Origin of the sequence: Pinibacter soli (assembly GCF_029961145.1) — a bacterium.
GTDB classification, from domain to species: Bacteria; Bacteroidota; Bacteroidia; order Chitinophagales; family Chitinophagaceae; genus Pinibacter; species Pinibacter soli.
The window spans coordinates 2,560,450-2,581,768 of the sequence record NZ_JASBRG010000007.1 but is presented as its reverse complement, the minus strand read 5'-3'; the positions used below and the strand labels follow the sequence as shown (position 1 = coordinate 2,581,768).

The following is a 21,319-nucleotide window of genomic DNA, read 5'->3' as shown; positions in this document are numbered from 1 at the left end:
TTGGGTAAAAAAAAGTTCTGGCTAAGTGTTTTCTTTACATTAACGGACAAAATCCCCATAAATCATGACGCGGCTTGCAGTGCTGACTTAATCAATTCGAAATCAGGTAGCTCTGATGGAACTTCCCGGGCTTCTGAATAAATGATTGCGCCATCCTTATTTATAACAAATGCGGCTCTTTTACTAACTCCCTTCATTTCAAATGCAGGGAAAGTCTCATAAAGTACATCGTATGCCTTTGAAACATCTTTGTTGAAATCACTTAAAAGCGGAAAATTCAACTGTTGCTCCTTTCTGAACTTATCTAGTGAATAGAGGCTGTCAACCGAAATTCCCAAAATTTGTGCATCCAGATTTCCATAATTTCCGATATCATCTCTTATCGAGCATAACTCCTTCGTACAAACGCTGGAAAAAGCCAGCGGAAAAAACAACAAAACCACATTTTTGGACTTGAAATCATGCAATGAAACTTTCTTTTTCTCAGAATCGTAAAGTGTAAAGTCCGGTGCTTTGGTTCCTTTTGGTAAAGCCATCGTGTTGTTAATTTTCAAATTGGTTAAAATTTGGGGCAGAGTACTTTGTCTCTGCTTGAATTATATCTGTCCAGAAATCCTATGTACGATACAGAAATTTCTATGCCGCCGCGTCCCTGGCTGACTGTTTTAAGCGTGGACACGTTTACATCGTAGCTTATCGCTACTGCAAAGGGATTGTAATCTATTTTCAAAACAGGAATAAAAGCATCTCCCCAACGCAGAAAGGCGCCACCGCTAATTGTGTAATCCGGTGCTTCGTAATCGTCGCCCAGTTTGTAAGAATACAAGACGCCGGCGATGGTTTCGGTAAAAGTACCTTGCTTTGAATAATCGGCCTGAAGCGTAAAGGATGAATAATCGTCAAGGTTAAATTTCACGCCGCCAGAGACAACTGTTTTTCCGTGAAGCGCGGCATCGGCGTTTCTGTAAAATGAATTGGTTGGTCTGTTTAAATGATGGTAGCCTAATCCAAAGAACAAATTATTTTGATTTTCTGCTCCAAAGGAGGTGTTGAAACTTGCACCAAGGCTTGCATCGAAGTAGCTGTAATTCGGAGAAACAAAAGTTTCGCCATCTGCCACTGCAGGATTATATGCGCCGCCAATGAATTGATTGTCGGTGGTGATTTTTGTGCGGTCAATTCTTTTTTGCACCAGTCCTGCCATGAAGCCAACTGAAAGATACATGGCTTTATCGCTGCGCAATGACTTGTGGTAGTTCAAGGCTGGTAAAACTTCAGTTGTTGTTAGACCCGCGGTTCCTGCTTTGTCAAACAGCGCCTGAAGGCCCACGGTAAGAAAGTCATCACTTTTTCCTACCGGTGCTTTGTATTCCACGTTAAAAGATCCTGTTTTGTAAGCGTTGGTGAAGCTGTTCCACTGGTCGCGATAAACCATCTGGGCCCTAATATCTCCGGTAAAAATTCCTGCAAGCGACGGATTTCTCAATAGCGGCGCTTCGAAGAATTGCGAAAAATGGACATCCTGCGCGGAAGCATTTTTTGCAACGCATAAGCTGCATGAGACGACTAGAATAAGGACAAGCTTTTTGCACATCATGATCGGTATTCTCATATTGCTGAGTTGGATTTCGGTTATCTTATTAATGATACGTTTCCTTTATAAGGTACTATCTGACTATTATTGCAAACGAATTCAATTATATAAGTGTACACATCCTGGGGAGCTTTTTCACCATTTATAGTTCCATTCCACCCCGCAGATGTATCATTTGCCATGAAATTCTGTTTCTCAAAAATTAATTGCCCAAGTCGGTTGTAAATTCTGAATGTATTAACCCTTGCCAAACCTTTACCCCTTGGATAGAAAACATCGTTCGTGCCATCATTGTTTGGAGAAAAGGTATTTGGCATGAAGAAATTTTGATCATTACAGAACACTACGATCGTTATGTTATCAGCCACAGAACAATTGCCATTGTTGGTTGCAGTTGCGTAGTAGTTGGTTGTTTTTGCCGGAGAAGCTACCGGATTGAGACAGTTATCGCAACTCAACCCTGTATTGGGCTTCCAGGTAACGCTAACGATGTCCGGAGAACCCTGGCCATTGATCTGGTAGCTTGTGCCAGCAGGGATAGAAGCATCAGGACCCAGCTCAAGAGTAGGATATTTGAAAACAGTGATTTCTACTGTGGCAGAATCAAAGAAACATGATTTGCTGTCGCTTGCTACTACTTTATAGGTGGTGGAGACATCTGGTTTTGCCACCGGATTATTGGTCGTTGTACTGCTTAAGCCTACCGCAGGGCTCCAATTGTATATAGCTGCACCGGCAGCTCGCAACTGTGTGCTTTGACCAATACAAACCGAATCTTTCGCGGGCTCAACCATAATGTGTACGGGCAGGTTAACGGAAATTTTTACTGTATCCAGTTTAGTACAGCCAAAAGTGGTAGATCCTGCCAGAAAATACTCAGTTGTTTGCGTTGGAGTAGCGATCGGTGAGGTGCAGGCTGTACAACTTAATGTTGTAGTAGATGGTCCGACCCATTGGTAAGAATTTGCGCCTGTTGCCTGCAATTGAACCGTTTGACCGAGACAAATAAGGCTATCGATCCCCGCATTTGTTTTAGGTAGTGGATGGATTGTCACCGGCAAAGCATCTTTGCCTATACAACCTTTTGCATTGGTGGCCTGCAATGCAACTGTATAGTTACCTGCTGTGGCAAATGTTTGTGCGGGTGGGTTTTGGCCGGTTGCTGTTTGCCCATTTCCAAAATTCCACAGCCATGTAAGAGGTGCATAGTTCGGGCCATTATTTAGCAGGCCACTATACGTTAATGTTGCCGGCTCGCAGGCTTCTTTTGGTCCTTGTATTGATACATTCGGTGCAGCATAAATTATGATAGTGTCCTTGTACGTAACAGATCGCGAACACACAGGTGCGCTCGTACTCACGTTCAATGTAACGCTATAAGTGGTTAACGGCGTTCCTGTTTTTGCATAAAAATGCGGTGCGTTATTACCCGATCCTGTAGCGCCGTCGCCAAAGTCCCAATTATAGGTTGTGATATTTCCATTGCTTTTTGAAGCATCGCTGAAAACAACAGTACCGGTATCACAAAGTGTTACGGGTTTAAATGTGAACTTGGGAGTGATATCGATAATTTTTAGGGTATCCACTGCCGTTATAGGCACCTGGCAGCCAGTGGCATCTTCAAGAATTACACGCGGTGAATAATTTCCACTCGAAGCATAAACGTGAGATGATGCCGGGGTAGTTGTTGTGTTTGAGTTACCGTCTTTAAAATCCCAGGTATAAGTTTGCACGCCTTTAGCATTTGCTACTGCAAAATTTATATTGGAATTGATACAGGCGGCTTTGGGGTCGAAACTAAATTCTCCCTGTGGGCCGTAAATAGTAATAGGACTGGATGTTGCAACCGCTGTACAGCCGCCGGGACTTGTTGCGGTTACTTTGATAATGTAACCGGGGTTATCATTTGGATAGTAATAAGTATGTGATGGATTTGCCGCTGAAGAATGTGCGCCATCGCCAAAGTCCCAATTAAACTTGGTTACATAGTGGCTCGTGGAAGTAAAATCCATTGCCAAAGGAGGACAGTTTGTTGTACCTGTAGTTGGTGTAAAGGAAATACTTGGTTTGTCAAACGTGATGATCCTTGTTGTATCCTTTAAACATCCGTTCGCATCACGGGCAGTCAGCCTCACGGTTGCTGAAGCTGGTACTGTCATTGCAGGCGAATAAATATGTATTGGGTTAGCTAGTGCCGATGTTTGGCCATCACCGAAATCCCAATTATATGTCAGTGTGTTTCCTGTAGATGTGTTCAAAAACTGCATTGCCGAGCCGGGGCAGGATGCAGTGTCCACAGCGAACGCGGTATAAGGCTGGGTAATGTTAACTATAGAGGAAACGCTGTCTGCACAGCCTCCATCGGCTACAACTAATTTTACCGGAAATGAGCCTTGTTTGCTGTACGTATAAGGAGAAGGTGGATCCTTTTGAGTAGAACTTGTACCATTGCCAAAATCCCAGCGCCATGTTGTTGTACCAGTGCTCCCCGTAGAGGTATTTGTCAATGTAATCGGAGTGCCGATACAGCCTTGTGCAGGAGAAATATTGAAGTTTGCTTTTACACCTTTAACAACAATTTGCTGAGATGTGGAGCTGGAGCAATTGTTGGAGTCCAGCACAGTCATTGTCGTAGTAAACGTTCCGGCAGACTGGTAGATTTTTCCGACTCCAAAAGTAGTTACTTCCTGCGGTGTTCCATCGCCGAAGTTCCATGTGTACGACTTGGCAGCGCTTGTATTAACATTAGGGAAAAATGCGGTATACGTATTCGTACAAATAGGACTTCCGGTTGTGATCCGAAAGGTGGAATCTACAGCCAATGTATACACCGGTATGGTATCCGAAACGTTTGTACACGCACCATTTGTTGCCTTGATTGTAACCTTATATGTCGTGTTAAAAGAAGGGTAAGTATGTGTAATCGGTGGACTTTGCTGTGCGGGAGGGGTGCCATCGCCGAAGTCCCATATAACAGAGTTTGCGCCTGTTGACTTGTCGACAAAAGTAAACTGCTTTTTATTGTCACAATTTATTTGATAAATAAATTTAGCAACAGGAGGATTTACTTTAATCAAAGCGGGTTTTGTAACGGTGGCTGCGCAACCATTATTATACACCGTAAGTTTTACGTCGTAAGGAACTCCGTTGTTATCACTTGTGTATTTGTAAGACGGATTTTGAACAGCACTTGTTGAACCATCGCCAAAATTCCAGAGCCACTTGTTTACGCCGCCAACGGGCGTAGAAATATCTGTGAATTTAACAGTTGCTCCAGCGCAGGGGTTTGTGCTTGAAACATTGAAGTCGACAAGCGTAGGAAGTGTGCCAATTTCAATTGTTTGCGTAGCGGTAGCTGTACACCCGCCTTTGGTTGTTGCGGTCAACGTAAGCGTAAATGTTCCTGTGGTTGCGTAGTGATGCGATACCAATGATGATGATGTCGACGTGAAATCCGGAGTGCCATCACCAAACTGCCATCTGTAGGAGGTAACGCCATCAACGGTTGATACATTCGCATTTGCGTTTATGTCAAGGGTGTTACAACCGTTCGTAACAGGAATACTTATCGATGCTGTTGGAACGGCAATCTTTACATATTGTTGTATCGTTTGCGTACCGGAACATCCATTGCTATTTGTTACAGAAAGTGTAACTGGAAACAATCCTGAACTTGTGTATGTGTGTTTTGGGTTTTGTAATGTAGATGTTTGCCCATCTCCAAAGTTCCATGACCATTTGTTTGGGTTTCCTTTAGTAGTATCCGTAAATGTAACATCGAAAGGAGCTTTACAACTAAGTGTGTCTGGCGAGAAGAAGCCGGCACTGCTTCCTGCTACGATAGCAACCGGTTTTGTAACGGAATCAATACAGTTTCCGAAGTTATTTACAAGCTTTACATTGAACGTTCCAGAATTTGCAAAAACGTGAGCGACATTAACTGTTCCGCTGCTTGATGGTGTGCCATCACCAAAATCCCAGACAGCTGTGAAAGGCTGAGGTGTCGATGTATTAGTCAGCGTTGTCGAAGTACCTGAACAGGCACCATTAATGTAACTGAAATCTGAGGTTACAGTGTTAACGATGTTGATTTGGTTGTTGCCCACTAAAGTATCTACACAACCCTGATCACTTTTGGCAACTAACGTAACGGTGTAAGATTTTACTTGTGTATAAGTATGTGCCGGAGGATTTTTTCTTGTGTCTGTACTGCCATCTCCAAAATCCCAGAAGTAAGTCATGTTTCCGAATTCCTGGCTGGTATTGTTAAATGCTACCAATGCAGGTGGCTTACAGCTTTGTGAAACTGTATTAGTGTAGTCAGCCTTTACACCGTTATTGAGGGTAATCGTAACTGGTTTGCTGAAGTCGCTACAGCCGGCGGCATTTGTAGCTTTTAGCGAGGCAACAAAACTTCCTGAGCTCCTGTAAGTATGGTACGGATTGCGGGTTGTTGAGACGTCGCCATCACCAAAATCCCATTCCCATTTCACAACATTTGCGGAAGATTGATCTGTGAACTGAATACCTAAAGGATAACAGCCCGTTGTACTGGAACTTGTAAAAGCGACCGTTGGTTTTTCGCTTACGGTAATAACCTGCGAAACGGGGGCACTGGTGCCACTTCCGTTTTCTGTGGTTAGTGTTACAGTCCAAGTGCCGGGATCAAAAAAGACTACGGGATTTTGAATTGATGATGTTTGACCATTTCCAAAATTCCAATGCCATAGGGTGGGATTTCCTGTCGATTTATCTGTAAAGTTTACTTTAAGAATGGCGCAACCGCTTGTTACGGAAGGCGTAAATGCACTTACAGGGGCCTGGGCTTTTGATAGAATACAGGCAAAAATAAAAATGACAGCAATGAATAATTTCTTTCTCAGATACTACAGTTTTAAAGGTTCAGAGCCAATAAGCAAGCAAAACTAATCTATGTGATTAACGAATAAGCGCTACGTTTCCTTTTTCAAGAATAATTTGGCTGTTTTCGCAAATTATTTCAATCATGTAAATATATACTCCCTCATCTGCTGTTTTACCCTGAAATTTTCCATCCCAACCTTTATCGGCCTCATTCGCGTTAAAACTTTCCCTGCTAAAAACAATTTGTCCCCACCTATTAAATATTTTCATACTTTTTATCGTATGCAGTCCTTTGCCTCTCGGATAAAAGATATCATTCACGCCGTCGTTGTTTGGTGAGAATGTATTAGGTAAAAAGAGATTTTCTTCTTTACATATAACAGTAATCGTAACCTGGTCCATGGTGTAACAGCCGCCATTGTTAGTCCCCGTAACAGTATAACTGGTTGTTTGCTTAGGACTCGCTATTGGATCCTTACAACTTATGCAACTCAGGGCCGTTGATGGCTGCCATAGAATACTTGTTACGTCATCAGATACATCAGCGTGCAACGTTACAGAATTTCCTACGGAAATAGTAGTATCATTTCCTGCGTTAACTTTTGGAATTGGGAATACAGTTATTGTAACAAATCCCGTATCGCTGAAACAGGTTTTGTTATCTGTACCAATGACTCTGTAAGTAACTGTTTGATTAGGGCTGGCAACTGGATTTGCTATTTGAGAATTGTTTAATCCGTCGGGCGGCGTCCAGGTGTACAATTCTGCGCCGGTTGCATTTAATTGTTGGGATGCTCCTACACACAAAGTATCGTTTGCTGACACTTTGATGGTGATAGGTTGTTTTACCTCAATATTTATATCATCTTTATTTACACAGGCGTGTATGTCAGTTCCTGTTAATGTATATTTTATTGTTTGTTTGGGCGAAGCGATCGGCGCAGCACAATTGTTGCATGATAAATTTTGCGTTGGCTGCCAATTATAACTTACACCGCCGGTTGCATGCAGTGTTATGCTTGTTCCAAGGCACATTGCTGTATCATTTCCCGCATTGATATTGGGTAGAGCATAAACTGGTAATGCTTTTTTTGCCGTATCATAGCATCCCGCTCTGTTGGAGGCTACTACGCGTACATTATAAACGTTCGCTTGATTATAGAGGACAGCCGGTGGATTTTGAACGTTCGAAGTTTGTCCGTTTCCAAAATTCCACGCCCAGTTCAATTGCATTGTGTCTATGGCAGACTGTGCTGTAAAGTTCACCGTAACAGGAACGCACGCAGAGTCTATACTTTGCATGGAAATGTTGGGACCTATATTTACCGTTACTACCGCTTTTTGCTTCGAAGTGTCCCTGCAATTGTTTTGTGTAAGTGTATAAAGTTTTACAAGATAACTGCCCGGGCGAGCATAAAAATGAATTGGATTTTTGTCATTCGAAAAACTTCCGTCACCGAAATCCCAGTTGTACTGTGTAATGACATCATTGGCTTGAGAAGCATCAGTAAATTTAACGACGCCAGAGTCACATAGAGGTTTTACGTCCTGCGTAAATGCAGCGTCCGCTCCATATACAAAAATGGTGTCTTTTCCTGTAACAGGTACACGACATCCTCTATCGTCTACGAGTATCATTTTTGGCAAGTAATTACTGGCGTTTAAGTATGTATGTGTTGTTAACGAATCTCCATTATTGACAAGGGTTCCATCGGCAAAGTCCCAAACAAGTTTTACTGTAAAACCAGGTTCGGGCAAAGCTGTGAAATTAACGGTGAAGGGATCACAGCCTTTCAATGGTTGATAAGTGAAAGTTCCTTTTGGTCCCAAAACAGTTATTTCAGTGGAATCAGCCGCAAAACATGCATCTCCATAGCCTTTAACGATAAGTTTTACTTTATATTTTCCGGGATAGGAATAAATGTAAATCGGATTGACCATTGTGGAAGCGTCTCCTGTGCCAAATGTCCACGCGACAGACTGATAATTTTGAGATTGGTTGTTGAAACTTGCCACCAATGGCGGGCATTCAGCAAGCGTACTGTTCACAGTAAACTTGGCTATCGGATCTTTTATATTGATGTAATTAATCTTTTTAAGGGAATCGGTACAGCCGTAAACGTCTGTTATTTTTAAAGAAACAGTATAAGTGCCTTCATTCGGGTAGCTGTGAATAGGGAATCCGTCCGTTCCTGTAGAGCCATCGCCAAAATCCCACAAATAACTCAACTGTGGTCCTGTGGACATATTATTGAATTCTGCCTTTGTAGTCGCGCACAGCAACGAGTCGCGGGCCCTGAAGTTCGCAACAGGTTGTGAAACGAGCAACGCATTGGGCTTTGTAACCGTATCGGTGCATCCTTGACTGTCGGTTGTAATAAGAGTAATATTGTAGTTACCTGGTTTATTATAGAAATGTGAGAATGGCGGTGCCGTAAATGATTGAATAGTTCCATCGCCAAAATCCCATTTCCACCGCACAATAGGATTGTTTCCGTCACCTTGTGACTGATCTTTAAATGTAACAGTGGTATTGTTACAAACTCCTGAAGCCGGCACAATGAAATCAGGCGTAGGCCCCTGAACCTTGATGTACAAAGGTTTTACTAAAGTGCTTTTACATCCCAGGATATCAGTAAGCGTAAGGGAAACATCATAGCTTCCTGCTTTTGTATAAATCTTTTCAGGGGCAGGGAGTGTGCTGGTAAATCCGTCTCCAAAGGTCCATGCGTACTGAGCGATGTTGTCTTTATTTACACCAACCGTATTGAATTTTACCTGGTTCTTTTTACAAGTAATAGAATCGGTGCCGATAAATTCGTTTTTCTCATCCACCACTTTTACTACTTGTTGGGATGTGTGCGAGCAGGTACCATGTGTTACAGTTAAAACAACCGTATAAACACCCGGTTTGTCGTAGCTATGCTGTGGGTTTTGTTCTGTAGAGGTTTTACCATCACCAAAATCCCAGGCCCATGTTTCGGGCTGTATGGATTGATCAATGAATCTTCTTACATAAGGAAAAGTACATTCCAATGAAATGCTGAACGCAGAAATTGGCGGATCAATATGTACGAATTTGGGTAAAGTCAATGTATTTGAGCAACCATTATGACTAACTGTTAGTGTTACATTAAAATCACCCACTTGCTGATAAGAATGCTTAGGATTTTTGATGGTTGATTTTCCATTATCACCAAAATCCCACAGCCATTCATCAATTGGAGGGCCTGTAGATTTGTCGGTGAATTGCACTGGCACCTCGGCGCAAACGCTGCGGGGTACGGCGTCAAAGTCAGGCGTAGGTTTCATTCCCACGAAAACTGCACCCGTAAATGCAACGGTGTCTGTACAATTGGGGCCCGAGTAAATAACTTTCACCGTATACCTGCCGGTATCGGTGTATACATGTGTCGGGTTGGTGCCTGTTCCGGTATTGCCATCGCCAAAATCCCATGTTATTGAGTTTACAGGATATGGTGCGTTTATTGTAATGGAAGGTTTGTAAGTAAGAGGAACGCAACCGGAAACCGAACTGTCTTTCATTACAATAGAGGCCTTGCTGATATTTACAAAATTGTTTTTTACGACAGTATCAGGGCAGCCATTAGGTCCAAATGAAATAAGTGTCACGTCAAAAGTGTCGGCCTTTGTATATACGTGTGTGGGGGAGGCATTTGTTGATTCGGTACCATCACCAAATATCCATTTATAGGATGTGGCGTTTGTAGAAGTTGACGTAAAGTTTACACTCAATGGAACATTACAACCAGTATTGTTAGTAGCCGTGAAACTACTTTTCGGTGTTGCTAAAACTTTAATGAGTTTTCTATCCAAACCTGAACATGCTCCGAAATTGCTGGTAAGTTGTATAGTGTAGATGCCTGAATTATCATAGGTTTTTACAGGATTTAGTTCTGTTGATTGTGTGCCGTCGCCAAAATCCCAGATCACCGAAACAGGTGGTGGTGTAGATTGATTGGTGATTTTAACCGGAGTGCCTGCACATACGCTGTCAGGTGAATTGAAATCTGCCTGCACACTGCCAATTGTTATCGCCTTTTGTTTTACAATTGAGTCAACGCAGCCCTGGCTGGAGTTCACTACCAAAGTAACGGTATAGTCTCCTGAAGTTTCATAGGTGTGCGAAGGATTTGCAAGACTGGAGGTAGAGCCATCGCCAAATCTCCACAAGTATGAGAACTGGCCGGTGCCTGTACTTTTATTGGTAAACTGTATGGTAGTAGGAGGCGTACAATTTCCGGGATTATTGTACGTGAAATCTGCCGTTACACCTTTGGGTACCTGAATAAACCCGATACGGGTAAACGCATTCTCACAACCATAAGAAGTAGTCACTCTCAGCGTAACATCAAAGCTGCCGGTGGTTTTATAAGTATGGAGAGGATTATGGTCCGTAGAGTATCCACCATCACCAAAGAACCATTCCCATTGCGTTATGGGATCGTCGGAGGGAGTAGTAAGGTCTTTAAATTGAACGGCAAGCGGATAGCAACCTGTGGTGTCCGAGGCCTGGAAACTGATGGTGGGCGCACCATGCACCACAATGATATCTTTCTTCACAATTCTGGAAATACTTACACCGTCGCTCACTTCGAGCGTTATCGTATATTTACCCGGATTGAAGTAAGTGGCCCCGGGGTTTTGTAAAAACGAAATTGTTCCATTGCCGAGATCCCATTTCCACGAAGTGGGATTACCGGAGGAACTGTCCTTGAAGTTTACAATCATTGGAGTACAACCTTCTGTAGGGCTAACGGAAAAATCAGCTTTCAATTGGCTATACGACTTATTATAGCTTGCGATACTTACTAACAAAAAAAGCAGTACTCGGCAGGATATAATAATATATCTTTTCTGCATAGGCTACCCTTTCGGGAATTTTTTTAGGATAAGTATTTTCAATAAAAAAAAATGTACCGCCCTTATTCGCCAGGCAATAGCTTTTAGAAGGGTGCGACCAATTTATATCTACAGTTGAAAGCTGTTTTTGAGGTTAGCGTCCGGCTATGGAATATTAAAACATCCGGCGTGGCTAGTTGTTTGATTGGTTTATTTCTTTTTCAAATACAAGAGCTTGGTGCCATTGGCTCCGGTGGCTCTTACATAGTCGACGTCACTGTCGGTTATTTTCCATACCTCATTAAGTTGTTGTAATGTGTCGTTTGCAGATTCAAAATGTGCGGTAATTGTAAGTGCACCAATATCTCCCGACCAGGTTCCCGTGTTCTTGTTCACGGACCAGAACGCATCTACGGTTCCTGCTTCGTAAAACTGAAATTCGTAACCTGCAAAGTTGGTTGTAATATCTGTGCCGTTGTTATTGAATTGGGTAACCAACCATCTGCCATTAGTAACAGCAGCAATTACGATTTGTTCTTTTTTCCGTTCGATTGCTTTTTTGCAGGATATGGAAATAAGAACCGGCATTAGTAAGAATATAAGCAGCTTGTCGTTCATAAACTTCGTTGAGATGTGATTAACCCGCACAATTCCGGTTACAAATTTAATTAGTAAAACAATATAAAGCGTTGAATGATATGGTCTTAATATTGATTCTATTATTCAGGTTAATCAACGTAGATAATAACGTAAAACTGTTAACATTTGTTATAACCGTTAACAACTATTTGCCGGTACAGGAATGGCGGGAATATAAGTTTCGGTGCAGAAACTTTTTTTTAGGGTAATTGTTAACCTAATAAAAAGCTTATGAAAGTAATAACCCGTTTTGCCATTTTGATAATGTGCATTGCCACCATTAACGTAAGTTGCTCTTCCTCTGCAGGCTTGTTGAGCACCCTCGCATCCAATCCAAATTTAAGCGGCATAAGCAGCCTCATTAAGAGTGCGGGAGGTATAAGCAGTATTTTGGGAAAAAAAGGGCCATACACACTACTCGCACCTACTAACGATGCGCTGTCTCAACTGGGAGGAAATATGGGAAGTGTACAGGATCTGATGAAACCAGAAAATAAAAGTCAGCTTACCAACATGTTGCAACAATATGTGGTACCTGGTAATGTAAGCGCAGATGATATTAAAGCAGGAAATGTAAAAAATGCCGCCGGTACACCATTAAATCTGGGAACTGCCGCGCTGGGCGAAAGCATGAAATCAAGCGACGGTGGAGTAGTGTACGTAATCAATAAATTATTGGGTCAGTAGAGACGCATTGAATGCGTCTCCTGCCTCGCCCCAATTGCGTAACACAAAAAAAGAGACATTCACACATGTCTCTTTTTTTGTTGCAATATGATATGGCAAATGTGCATTTTCCTGATGGTTACTTGTGCACCATTGAGGTGCACGAGGGCAAATGCAATTCTTCTCTATTGCGTGTAAATACCTGCGTACTTCTCTCTGGCATATTTCATGAAATGATCAATGTTTAGCGGTTCGCCGGTTACCCGTTCACACAATTGCTCACTCGTGAACTTGCGTCCATACTGGTGAATATTTGTACGCAGCCATTGCAATAGCGGAGCAAAGTTTCCCGCAACGATCTCACTTTGCAGATCTTTAATTTGCGATAAAGCCGTATTGAAAAATTGCGCAGCATACAAACTTCCCAAACTGTAAGTTGGGAAATAGCCAAAGCTTCCGTGGCTCCAGTGAACATCTTGCAGACAACCACGTTTATCATCCGGTACATCTACACCAAGATATTTTTTGTATTGTTCGTTCCAGTAAGCAGGAATGTCTTTTACCGTAATGCTGTTTTCCATTAATTTTTTCTCCAACTCATAACGGATGATAACGTGAAAATGATAGGTCAATTCATCAGCTTCTGTTCTTATTAATGAAGGCTGCACTTTATTGATTGAGCGGTAAAATTGATCCACAGAAACTTTTTGCATCTCCGTTGGGAAATAAGATTTTAGTAAAGGAAACATGTATTTGCAAAATGAAATACTTCTACCCACATTATTTTCCCAAAGCCTGGACTGCGATTCATGAATACTTAATGATGCATATTCACCCAGCGGTAAACCATATTCTTTAGCCGGCAATCCTTGCTCATATAAGCCGTGACCGAGTTCATGAATGCAGCTCCACGTCATGTTGCTGATATCTTTTTCATCAATGCGTGTTGTTAAACGCACATCTTCACTGCTGAAATTTGTGGTGAATGGATGCTCTGAAATATCCTGACGACCGGCGTCAAAATCAAACTGCATTTCTTTCAGCAATTGCATGCTGAATTTCCATTGCTGGCTCTTATCAAAATGTTGTTGTAGAAAATGATCGTCAACTTGTGGTTTGTTCCCCACTTCGTCAATCAATTCTTTTAACGGCTGACGAATATTGTTAAAAACCGGATCGATCATTGAAACAGTAGCGCCACGTTCATATTGATTTAGTAAAGCATTATAAAGATGGCCTTCGTAACCAAGATAATTCGCCTCCTTCTTTTTTAAATCCACTAGTTTGGAAAGACTCTCTTCGAACAGGCGAAAATTATTTTGCTTTCTTGCATCGAGCCAGAACTGGTAACTCTGTGAAATGGCTTCACTCATTTGTCGAACAAAACTTCCGGGCAGCTTCTTTTGCTGGTTGATATCGTAAAGACTCAGCTCTATATTTTTCCTTTCATCCTCGCTCAAATTTTTATCCTCCTGCAGTTTTCCAAGCAAAGTGTCCAGTGTAGAATCCGTTTGCATGTTATGAGCCACTTCGCTCAGCGTGGCGATCTGGCGGGCCCGTGTAGCTGCGCTTTTGGCGGGCATGTACGTTTCCTGGTCCCACTGAAGTACAGCCAAAGAATACCGTACATCTGCTATTTGCTGCAATTTTTCGCGATAGTCGTCATATAAACTGGCCATAATTCGAGTTTTAATGGTATGAAAAATAGCTATTGTTGAAATATCTTGTTAATGTAAATTGCGATTCAACACAAAAATATATCTTCAACCCATAGTTTGTTTATCAACCTGAAGCTATTATGATTCAAAAACTTATAAAGTCCCTGACGATAGTTTGCCTTTTGATAATTCCCGGTCGCATGTTTGCCCAACGACTTGATTCTTTGATGACGATGTACAGCGATCGTTATCCCATTGAAAGGGCCCACGTTCACTTCGATAAAAACTATTACAATGCCGGTGAAACCATCTGGTTCAAGGCGTATCTGATGACTGGTCTGTGGCCATCAACAATCAGCACCAACATGTACTTTGAACTGATTGATGACAATGGTAACGTGCTCAACACAAAGGTGGCACCTGTTTTGGAATCATCTGCGATAGGAAGTTTTGATATTGCTCCCACTTACACAAAATCCGTGTTATACGTAAAAGCGTACACACGATGGATGCTGAATTTTGACACCACGTTCCTGTTTACCAAAGCCATTAAGATCATTAATAAAAATACTTCCGGCAAACCGGAGAGAGCAACTTCTATATCGCTTCGCTTTTTCCCGGAAGGCGGTGATATGGTGAATGGCGTGGAGTCTGTTGTAGCATTCAAGGCCATTGATAATAATGGGTATCCGGTAAATATAAACGGTAACATCATGAGCTCTTCGGGACAAAAAGTTGCCGCGTTCAAATCAATTCACGATGGGATGGGAAGCGTAACGCTCACTCCTCAGGCAAACACTACTTATAAAGCGGTTTGGAAAGATGTATTTGGTAAAGATCAATCAGTTGATCTGCCCGCAGCCAAAGCAAGCGGCGCCGTGATTAAAGTTTCTGACGGATTGGATACAAAGAATTTTACCATCAAAAGATCAACTGGTGGAGGTGATGCGTTGAATACAATGCACATTGTTGCCATGATGAATCAGCAAGTTGTGTACATGGCAAACCTGCACGTGAAAGACGGCGCGGATATGACCGGAGAAATTCCATCCACTCAATTGCCAAGTTGCATTATGCAGCTTACGCTGTTTGATGCAGACTGGAAGCCCGTTGCAGAAAGGATAACATTTGTAGACAACAACGATTATCAGTTTGACGCGAACGTTCGAAAAAAATCCATACAACTTACAAAGCGAGGAAAAAATGAAATTGATATAGAAGTAGATGACACTGTGAAAAGCAATCTTTCTGTTTCTGTTACTGATGCGGATGTTTATCAGCCTAAAATGGAAGATGATAATATCATTTCCCGCTTTTTGCTAACCAGTGAATTGAGAGGAAATATTTATCGTCCGTACTATTATTTTTCCAACCCAAGTGACAGCGTAAAAAATCATCGCGACCTTTTAATGCTAACTAACGGCTGGCGCAGATACAATTGGGACAAAATAATGGCGAAAAATTTTCCTTCATTAAAATACCAACCGGATAAATTTCTTTCACTTAACGGCCAGGCGTATGGCGTTTCTCAAAACAGGTTTAAGAAAGGTGAAATGATGAATGCGATTTTGCAAATGCCAGATTCATCCAAACAAATGTTCTTCTTAGAACTTGATTCTACCGGAAGTTTCAATACACAAGGGTTGGTTTTCTTTGGAAAGGCTAACCTCTACTACACGTTTAATAAAAACAGTGCATTGGCAGAGAGAGCCTCGCTTCGCTTAGACAACGGATTGGTTAAAGGAAATGCAGTGGAGGCAATTGATAAAAACCTTTTATCAACAGTGAGTTTGCCGGATAGTAGCATTTTGCATCAAAGCTATTTGGTTGGTCAGGGATATATCAATGCGGGAAAAGACAGAGATAAAAAAACACAAACGTTACAAGAAGTTGTAGTAAAAGGAAAGGTTCGTTCTGAGAAAGATAAACTTGATGATAAATATGCAAATGGTTTGTTTAAAGGAGGAGATGGCTACAGCTTCGACCCGGCGAATGATCCTTTCGCATCCAGCGCTTATAACATCTTCACATATCTGCAAGGAAAAGTGCCGGGATTGATGATCAACCAAAGCGGAGGAGCAACTACGCTCACCTGGCGCGGAGGCACACCGGGCCTGTATTTGGACGAAATTTCAACGGATGCGGACCAGATACAAAACATTCCAATGACAGATGTTGCATACATCAAAGTTTTTCGTCCGCCATTCATGGGTATGGGCGGAGGAAACGGCGGTATCGCTATCTACACCAAAAGAGGTGGTGGCGCAAGCACAGCCAGCATTAAAGGTCTTGAGTCTTCTGCAATCCTCGGGTATTCTGAGATCAAGGAGTTTTCCTCTCCAAACTATGCGGTAGAATCACCTTTGGATGCAATTGATGATTTGCGTACAACCCTTTACTGGAAACCATATATCCTGCTGGATAAGGTTACAAAAAGAGCGACGATTCAATTTTACAATAATGATATAACAAAGAAATTGCGCATCACAATTGAAGGGGTGTCAGAGACCGGTAAGTTGATGCACACAGAAGAGATCATTCAGTAATCAGAAATTAGGAATTAGGAATTAGGTTGCCGTAGGGGCGAATCGCATTCGCCCAGCAAACACACGATGCAGCAATAGAGTTGTTAGTTGATAGTTGTTAGATTTTATTTTCGATTAGTCGTCATTGAAGCCGCGGCTCCTGTCTTCACGAACCACGGCATTTCGAATAGTCATTATTGAGGTCTAACAATAAACAACTAACAACTAGCAGCTTTGTTGATTATAGACTGTTCTGCCTCGATAATATCTGGTTGAGCATAAAGCCTAACAACCAACAACTATAAACTAACAACTAAAAAAGCATGAAGATCGCCGATATTCTCGCTGCCCTCGAACAAAAAGCGGATCCCTTTTACCAGGAGTCATATGATAATGCCGGCCTCATCACAGGTTCAGCGGGTTGGGAGTGTACCGGTGTGCTAATTACGCTTGATGCGACAGAGGCGATAGTGAATGAGGCCATTGAAAGAAAGGTGAATCTTATCGTGGCCCACCATCCGATTGTATTTGGTGGACTTAAAAAAATAAACGGCAAGAATTACGTCGAGAAAACGGTGATTGCTGCCATCAAAAATGACATTGCTATTTATGCTATTCACACCAACCTTGATAATGTGGAGGATGGTGTAAATGGGAAAATTGCCGAAATGCTAGGCCTTACAAACGTTGCCATTTTACTGCCCAAACAAAATACGCTTAAGAAACTGTACACGTTTGTGCCCACGGCGCAAGCAGAAGACGTGCGTAATGCCATCTTTAAAGCTGGCGGTGGGTATATTGGCAACTATAGTGAATGCAGTTATTCAATAGAAGGAAATGGAACTTTCAGGGCGCAGGAGGGAACGGCTCCATTTGTGGGCAAAATAGGAGAGCGCCATACCGAACCGGAATTAAAGCTCGAAGTTATTTTTCCCGCTTATTTAGAAAACGCCATCGTAAAAGCTATGAAAATGGCACATCCTTACGAGGAAGTGGCCTATGATGTAGTTTCGCTGGCTAATCCAAATATGCAGATCGGATCGGGAATTATCGGTGAATTGCCCGAATCTTTGGAAGAAAGCGCCTTTCTTGGCCATATAAGATCGGTTTTTAAGGTTCCAGTGGTAAAACACACGAAGCTGACCGGCCGGAAAGTAAAAAAGGTGGCAGTCTGCGGTGGAGCTGGTAGCTTCCTGATTAACAAGGCTTTAGCCGCCGGGGCAGATTTTTATATAACCGCGGATGTGAAATATCATGAGTTTTTCGACGCAAATGACCGGATGGTTTTGGCAGATGTCGGTCATTTTGAGAGTGAACAGTACACGATTGACCTATTATATATTATATTACAGCAAAATTTTCCTAACTTTGCCGTCCTTAAAACAAATTTATCCACCAATCCGGTGCATTATTTCTTTTAAGACTACAAACTTCAAACTTCAAAATACAATATGGCAACTGTAAAAGATTTCTCAGTTGAAGAAAAATTAACCGCAATGGTTACGCTTCAGAAAATTGATTCCAAACTGGACGAACTCCAGGTGTTGAAAGGGGAATTGCCAATGGAAGTAAGCGACCTGGAAGATGAAATAACAGGATTGAACTCTCGTCAGACTAGAGTAGAAGAGGAGATCAACGGTATTAACGAGTTTATCAACGGAAAGAAAAATGCGATAAAAGAATCTGAGGAGCTGATCAAAAAATACGAAAAGCAAAGCACTAACGTAAAGAACAGCCGCGAGTTCGAGGCGATCAATAAAGAAATTGAAATGCAGCAGCTTGAAGTTAAGCTTGCTGAAAAGCACATCAAAGATGCTCAGGAAGAAATCACCGACAAAGTGATCGCTCTTGATAAAGCTAAAAAAGCGTTGGGTATTAAAGACAACGTTCTTAAGCACAAAAAAGATGAGCTTGAGAAAATCATCGCTACAACTGAAAAAGAAGAAAAACACTACAACAAATTATCTGCTGAAGCACGTGAAAAGGTAGATGAGCGTTTGTTGAATTCTTACGACCGCATTCGCAAAAACTACCGCAACGGTTTGGCAGTAGTTCCTGTAGAAAGAGATGCTTGCGGTGGTTGCTTTAATGCAATTCCGCCTCAACGTCAGAGCGAGATCAAACAACGTAAAAAAATCATCGTTTGCGAAAACTGCGGCCGCGTATTGGTTGACAGAGATCTGAACGACACAATAGAAGTGAAATAAGACATTCCCGATAATGAGAAAGCCCGAAAGTGATATCGGGCTTTCTTGTTTTTATTAGTGACTGAATTATCGAGTTTAGATCAGTGTGCAGCAACACCGCGTCGTCATTGCGAGACCTGCGGAGAATGAACGTCGAATAATAAAAGCAACATTGAATAATCGGTAAGCGGTCGAAGCAATCCCGGTAGCCCGGCTGAGATTGCTTCGACCGCTTACTTTGTGTACAAGATTTCTTGTGCAACCTAACAGTGATTCTCTGCAGGTCTCGCAATGACGGTGCCGGCTTTCATCAATTATTCAATCCATTCAACTACTCAGTCACTCAGTTATTTACCACCGGCAAAATCACTCCCGAGCTATTCCCCGCATCATGAAACACTCTGATTGTCGCCTTTTTAAAGTCGCTGTCTTTTGCTTCGTAAATGTTCATGAATTGCTGCGGGTTGCGGTCGAAGATTGGGAACCATGTACTTTGAATTTGAATCATCAGGCGATGGCCTTTTTCAAAAGTATGCGCGACATCAGGCAAAGTGAATTTTACTTTTTCGACTTTGTTTGGTTTGAAGGGTGCAGGCGTTTCAAAACTGTTACGGAATTTGCCACGCATGATCTCGCCACGCACCAACATTTGGTAACCTCCCATTGGATAAGAACCACCAACACCTCTCGCAGGTTGAGGAGTATAATCAGGATATTTAAAATCATCAGGGAAAACGTCGATGATCTTTACAACAAAATCTGCATCAGTCGAGCTAAGACTCACTAACAGATCGGCGATTACCGGCCCCGCCAAAGTAAGATTTTCAGTAAGCGGCGCCGTCTCAAAAGTTACCACATCAGGCCTGCGCGAGGCAAAGCGTTGATCATCCGTCATGTATTCTCTTGTTCTGGAAAAATGAACATCTTCTGTGTAAGGAACAGGATGCGCAGGATCACTCACGTATTCGCTGAAACTGTTTGCTGTAGCAGGTTTTCTCCATGCCAAAGAACCATCGGGTTGTAAATAAATCTCCTGATTTTGTGCAGCAGCAGGCGGCCATTGATCAAAGGTTTTCCATTTGTTTTCACCACTAAAGAAAATAGTAGCTTCTGCCAAACGGGGATCATTTCCTTTCCCCTTTAAATAATAATTGAAGAATGGAATTTCAATATTATTTTGATACCACTCACTTGTTCTGCTACCAAATTTTACATTGCCCAAATAGGACCCGTCGCCTCTCGACCATTGACCATGGAACCAGGGCCCGATGACTAATTTGTTGTTGCTGTTAGGGCTTTGCTTCTCAATTGCCTTGTACAGGTTCCAGGCACCATAGCAATCTTCGGCATCAAACAAACCGCCTACGGTAAGCATTGCAGGCTTTACATCGTACATACTCACACGTGCATTGCGTGCCTGCCACCATGCATCGTAGTTGGGATGCGCAAACATATCCTTGAAAAATTTGATGCTATCGCCGGCGAGCTTCGTCACATTGGAAAGACTGCCGATCTGTAGATACCTGTCATAGTTATCTGAAGAAGTTTTGAATGTAGAAACAGGTCCTTTTGTTGTGGGTGTTGTGCGCGGATATCCAAATCCGCCCAGATAAAACGCAACACCATCCATTAAGGCGAAAGCACCGTTGTGGTGAAAGTCATCTCCCATGAACCAATCGGTAACCGGTGCCTGGGGACTTACTGCTTTTAATGCAGGATGCCCGGAAGCCGCTGCCATTGTGGAATAGAAGCCCGGATAAGAAATACCCATCACCCCTACATTGCCATTGTTACCATAAATGTTTTTTATCATCCAGTCGATGGCGTCATAAGTATCGCTCGCTTCATCAATATCGTTGTTTGTTTTTTTGTCTTTAATGAAGGGGCGTACATCTACAAATTCTCCTTCACTCATCCATCGGCCGCGCACATCCTGCATTACCACAATGTAATTTTCGCGCATGTAATACTTCCAGTGCGTATCCCAGAAATTACGGAACTTTTCGCCATAAGGTGCAACAGAATAAGGCGTGCGGCCAAATAAGATCGGATGTTTTTCAGATGAGTCTTTAGGAATGTAAATAGAAGTGAAAAGCTTGACTCCATCCCGCATCGGAATTGATTTTTCCACTTTGGTGTAGTGCTCCGTGATCCATGTGGAGTCCTGCTGATTGGTCGTTTGCGCCGTTGCACAAAAGGCTGTCATCAGCATCATAAATGTTGCGGTCAGAATTCTCATGTTGATTGATAGTTTACTAGATCAGCAAATTAATAATTAATAATTAAGAATTAATAGATGTGACACCGAAAGTGATATCAGATCAC

At 42.2% G+C, this 21,319-nt stretch carries 12 protein-coding genes; 5 read left to right on the top strand and 7 right to left on the bottom strand.

What is annotated here, in order from left to right; translation table 11 throughout:
* Window positions 1–62 precede the first annotated feature (62 nt).
* Genes QJ048_RS20875 through QJ048_RS20865 form a run of 3 tightly spaced genes read right to left on the bottom strand, consistent with a single transcriptional unit; the run spans window position 63 to window position 6,369 of the window.
* Window positions 63–536, bottom strand: coding sequence for a redoxin domain-containing protein (locus QJ048_RS20875; protein ID WP_282336369.1), 474 nt, complete (start codon window positions 534–536; stop codon window positions 63–65).
* 23 nt (window positions 537–559) lie between these two features.
* The gene (locus QJ048_RS20870) at window positions 560–1,612 is read right to left on the bottom strand and encodes a PorP/SprF family type IX secretion system membrane protein (RefSeq protein ID WP_282336368.1); all 1,053 of its coding nucleotides are present in this window, start codon (window positions 1,610–1,612) and stop codon (window positions 560–562) included.
* Between the two features lie 20 nt (window positions 1,613–1,632).
* Window positions 1,633–6,369, bottom strand: coding sequence for a PKD domain-containing protein (locus QJ048_RS20865; protein ID WP_425607800.1), 4,737 nt, complete (start codon window positions 6,367–6,369; stop codon window positions 1,633–1,635).
* Here QJ048_RS20865 and QJ048_RS20860 point away from each other — a divergent pair.
* Window positions 6,368–6,523 carry a hypothetical protein gene (locus QJ048_RS20860; protein ID WP_282336367.1) on the top strand — a complete coding sequence of 52 codons (156 nt, stop codon included), beginning with the start codon at window positions 6,368–6,370 and terminating at the stop codon, window positions 6,521–6,523. The genes QJ048_RS20865 and QJ048_RS20860 overlap by 2 nt on opposite strands.
* Before the next feature lie 9 nt (window positions 6,524–6,532).
* On the opposite strand, the gene QJ048_RS20855 is transcribed toward QJ048_RS20860, so the two are convergent.
* Window positions 6,533–11,341, bottom strand: a complete 4,809-nt coding sequence (locus tag QJ048_RS20855) for a PKD domain-containing protein (protein ID WP_282336366.1) — start codon at window positions 11,339–11,341, stop codon at window positions 6,533–6,535.
* Between the two features lie 189 nt (window positions 11,342–11,530).
* The gene (locus QJ048_RS20850) at window positions 11,531–11,938 is read right to left on the bottom strand and encodes a hypothetical protein (RefSeq protein ID WP_282336365.1); all 408 of its coding nucleotides are present in this window, start codon (window positions 11,936–11,938) and stop codon (window positions 11,531–11,533) included.
* A 252-nt stretch (window positions 11,939–12,190) separates the two neighbouring features.
* Here QJ048_RS20850 and QJ048_RS20845 point away from each other — a divergent pair, with 252 nt between their 5' ends.
* On the top strand, window positions 12,191–12,646 hold the full coding sequence (locus QJ048_RS20845; RefSeq protein ID WP_282336364.1) for a fasciclin domain-containing protein: 456 nt from the start codon (window positions 12,191–12,193) through the stop codon (window positions 12,644–12,646).
* A 164-nt stretch (window positions 12,647–12,810) separates the two neighbouring features.
* On the opposite strand, the gene QJ048_RS20840 is transcribed toward QJ048_RS20845, so the two are convergent.
* A complete protein-coding gene (locus QJ048_RS20840; RefSeq protein WP_282336363.1) occupies window positions 12,811–14,304 on the bottom strand; it encodes a carboxypeptidase M32 in 1,494 nt (497 codons plus the stop codon).
* A 119-nt stretch (window positions 14,305–14,423) separates the two neighbouring features.
* Here QJ048_RS20840 and QJ048_RS20835 point away from each other — a divergent pair, with 119 nt between their 5' ends.
* The 3 genes from QJ048_RS20835 (at window position 14,424) to QJ048_RS20825 (ending at window position 19,015) form a co-directional block, all read left to right on the top strand.
* Complete coding sequence (locus tag QJ048_RS20835) at window positions 14,424–16,829, top strand: hypothetical protein (RefSeq protein ID WP_282336362.1); 2,406 nt, start codon at window positions 14,424–14,426, stop codon at window positions 16,827–16,829.
* 302 nt (window positions 16,830–17,131) lie between these two features.
* A complete protein-coding gene (locus QJ048_RS20830) occupies window positions 17,132–18,229 on the top strand; it encodes a Nif3-like dinuclear metal center hexameric protein (protein ID WP_282336361.1) in 1,098 nt (365 codons plus the stop codon).
* A 30-nt stretch (window positions 18,230–18,259) separates the two neighbouring features.
* Window positions 18,260–19,015, top strand: coding sequence for a zinc ribbon domain-containing protein (locus tag QJ048_RS20825; protein ID WP_282336360.1), 756 nt, complete (start codon window positions 18,260–18,262; stop codon window positions 19,013–19,015).
* Between the two features lie 322 nt (window positions 19,016–19,337).
* Here the strand turns inward: QJ048_RS20825 and QJ048_RS20820 are convergent, their stop codons facing one another.
* On the bottom strand, window positions 19,338–21,233 hold the full coding sequence (locus tag QJ048_RS20820) for a CocE/NonD family hydrolase (RefSeq protein WP_282336359.1): 1,896 nt from the start codon (window positions 21,231–21,233) through the stop codon (window positions 19,338–19,340).
* Window positions 21,234–21,319: the final 86 nt, after the last annotated feature.

Bases quoted from the DNA above. Each gene is read 5' to 3' on its own strand.
- QJ048_RS20875 (WP_282336369.1), bottom strand. From the start codon at position 536: ATGGCTTTACCAAAAGGAACCAAAGCACCGGACTTTACACTTTACGAT.
- QJ048_RS20870 (WP_282336368.1), bottom strand. From the start codon at position 1,612: ATGAGAATACCGATCATGATGTGCAAAAAGCTTGTCCTTATTCTAGTC.
- QJ048_RS20860 (WP_282336367.1), top strand. From the start codon at position 6,368: ATGGCGCAACCGCTTGTTACGGAAGGCGTAAATGCACTTACAGGGGCC.
- QJ048_RS20855 (WP_282336366.1), bottom strand. From the start codon at position 11,341: ATGCAGAAAAGATATATTATTATATCCTGCCGAGTACTGCTTTTTTTG.
- QJ048_RS20850 (WP_282336365.1), bottom strand. From the start codon at position 11,938: ATGAACGACAAGCTGCTTATATTCTTACTAATGCCGGTTCTTATTTCC.
- QJ048_RS20845 (WP_282336364.1), top strand. From the start codon at position 12,191: ATGAAAGTAATAACCCGTTTTGCCATTTTGATAATGTGCATTGCCACC.
- QJ048_RS20840 (WP_282336363.1), bottom strand. From the start codon at position 14,304: ATGGCCAGTTTATATGACGACTATCGCGAAAAATTGCAGCAAATAGCA.
- QJ048_RS20835 (WP_282336362.1), top strand. From the start codon at position 14,424: ATGATTCAAAAACTTATAAAGTCCCTGACGATAGTTTGCCTTTTGATA.
- QJ048_RS20830 (WP_282336361.1), top strand. From the start codon at position 17,132: ATGAAGATCGCCGATATTCTCGCTGCCCTCGAACAAAAAGCGGATCCC.
- QJ048_RS20825 (WP_282336360.1), top strand. From the start codon at position 18,260: ATGGCAACTGTAAAAGATTTCTCAGTTGAAGAAAAATTAACCGCAATG.
- QJ048_RS20820 (WP_282336359.1), bottom strand. From the start codon at position 21,233: ATGAGAATTCTGACCGCAACATTTATGATGCTGATGACAGCCTTTTGT.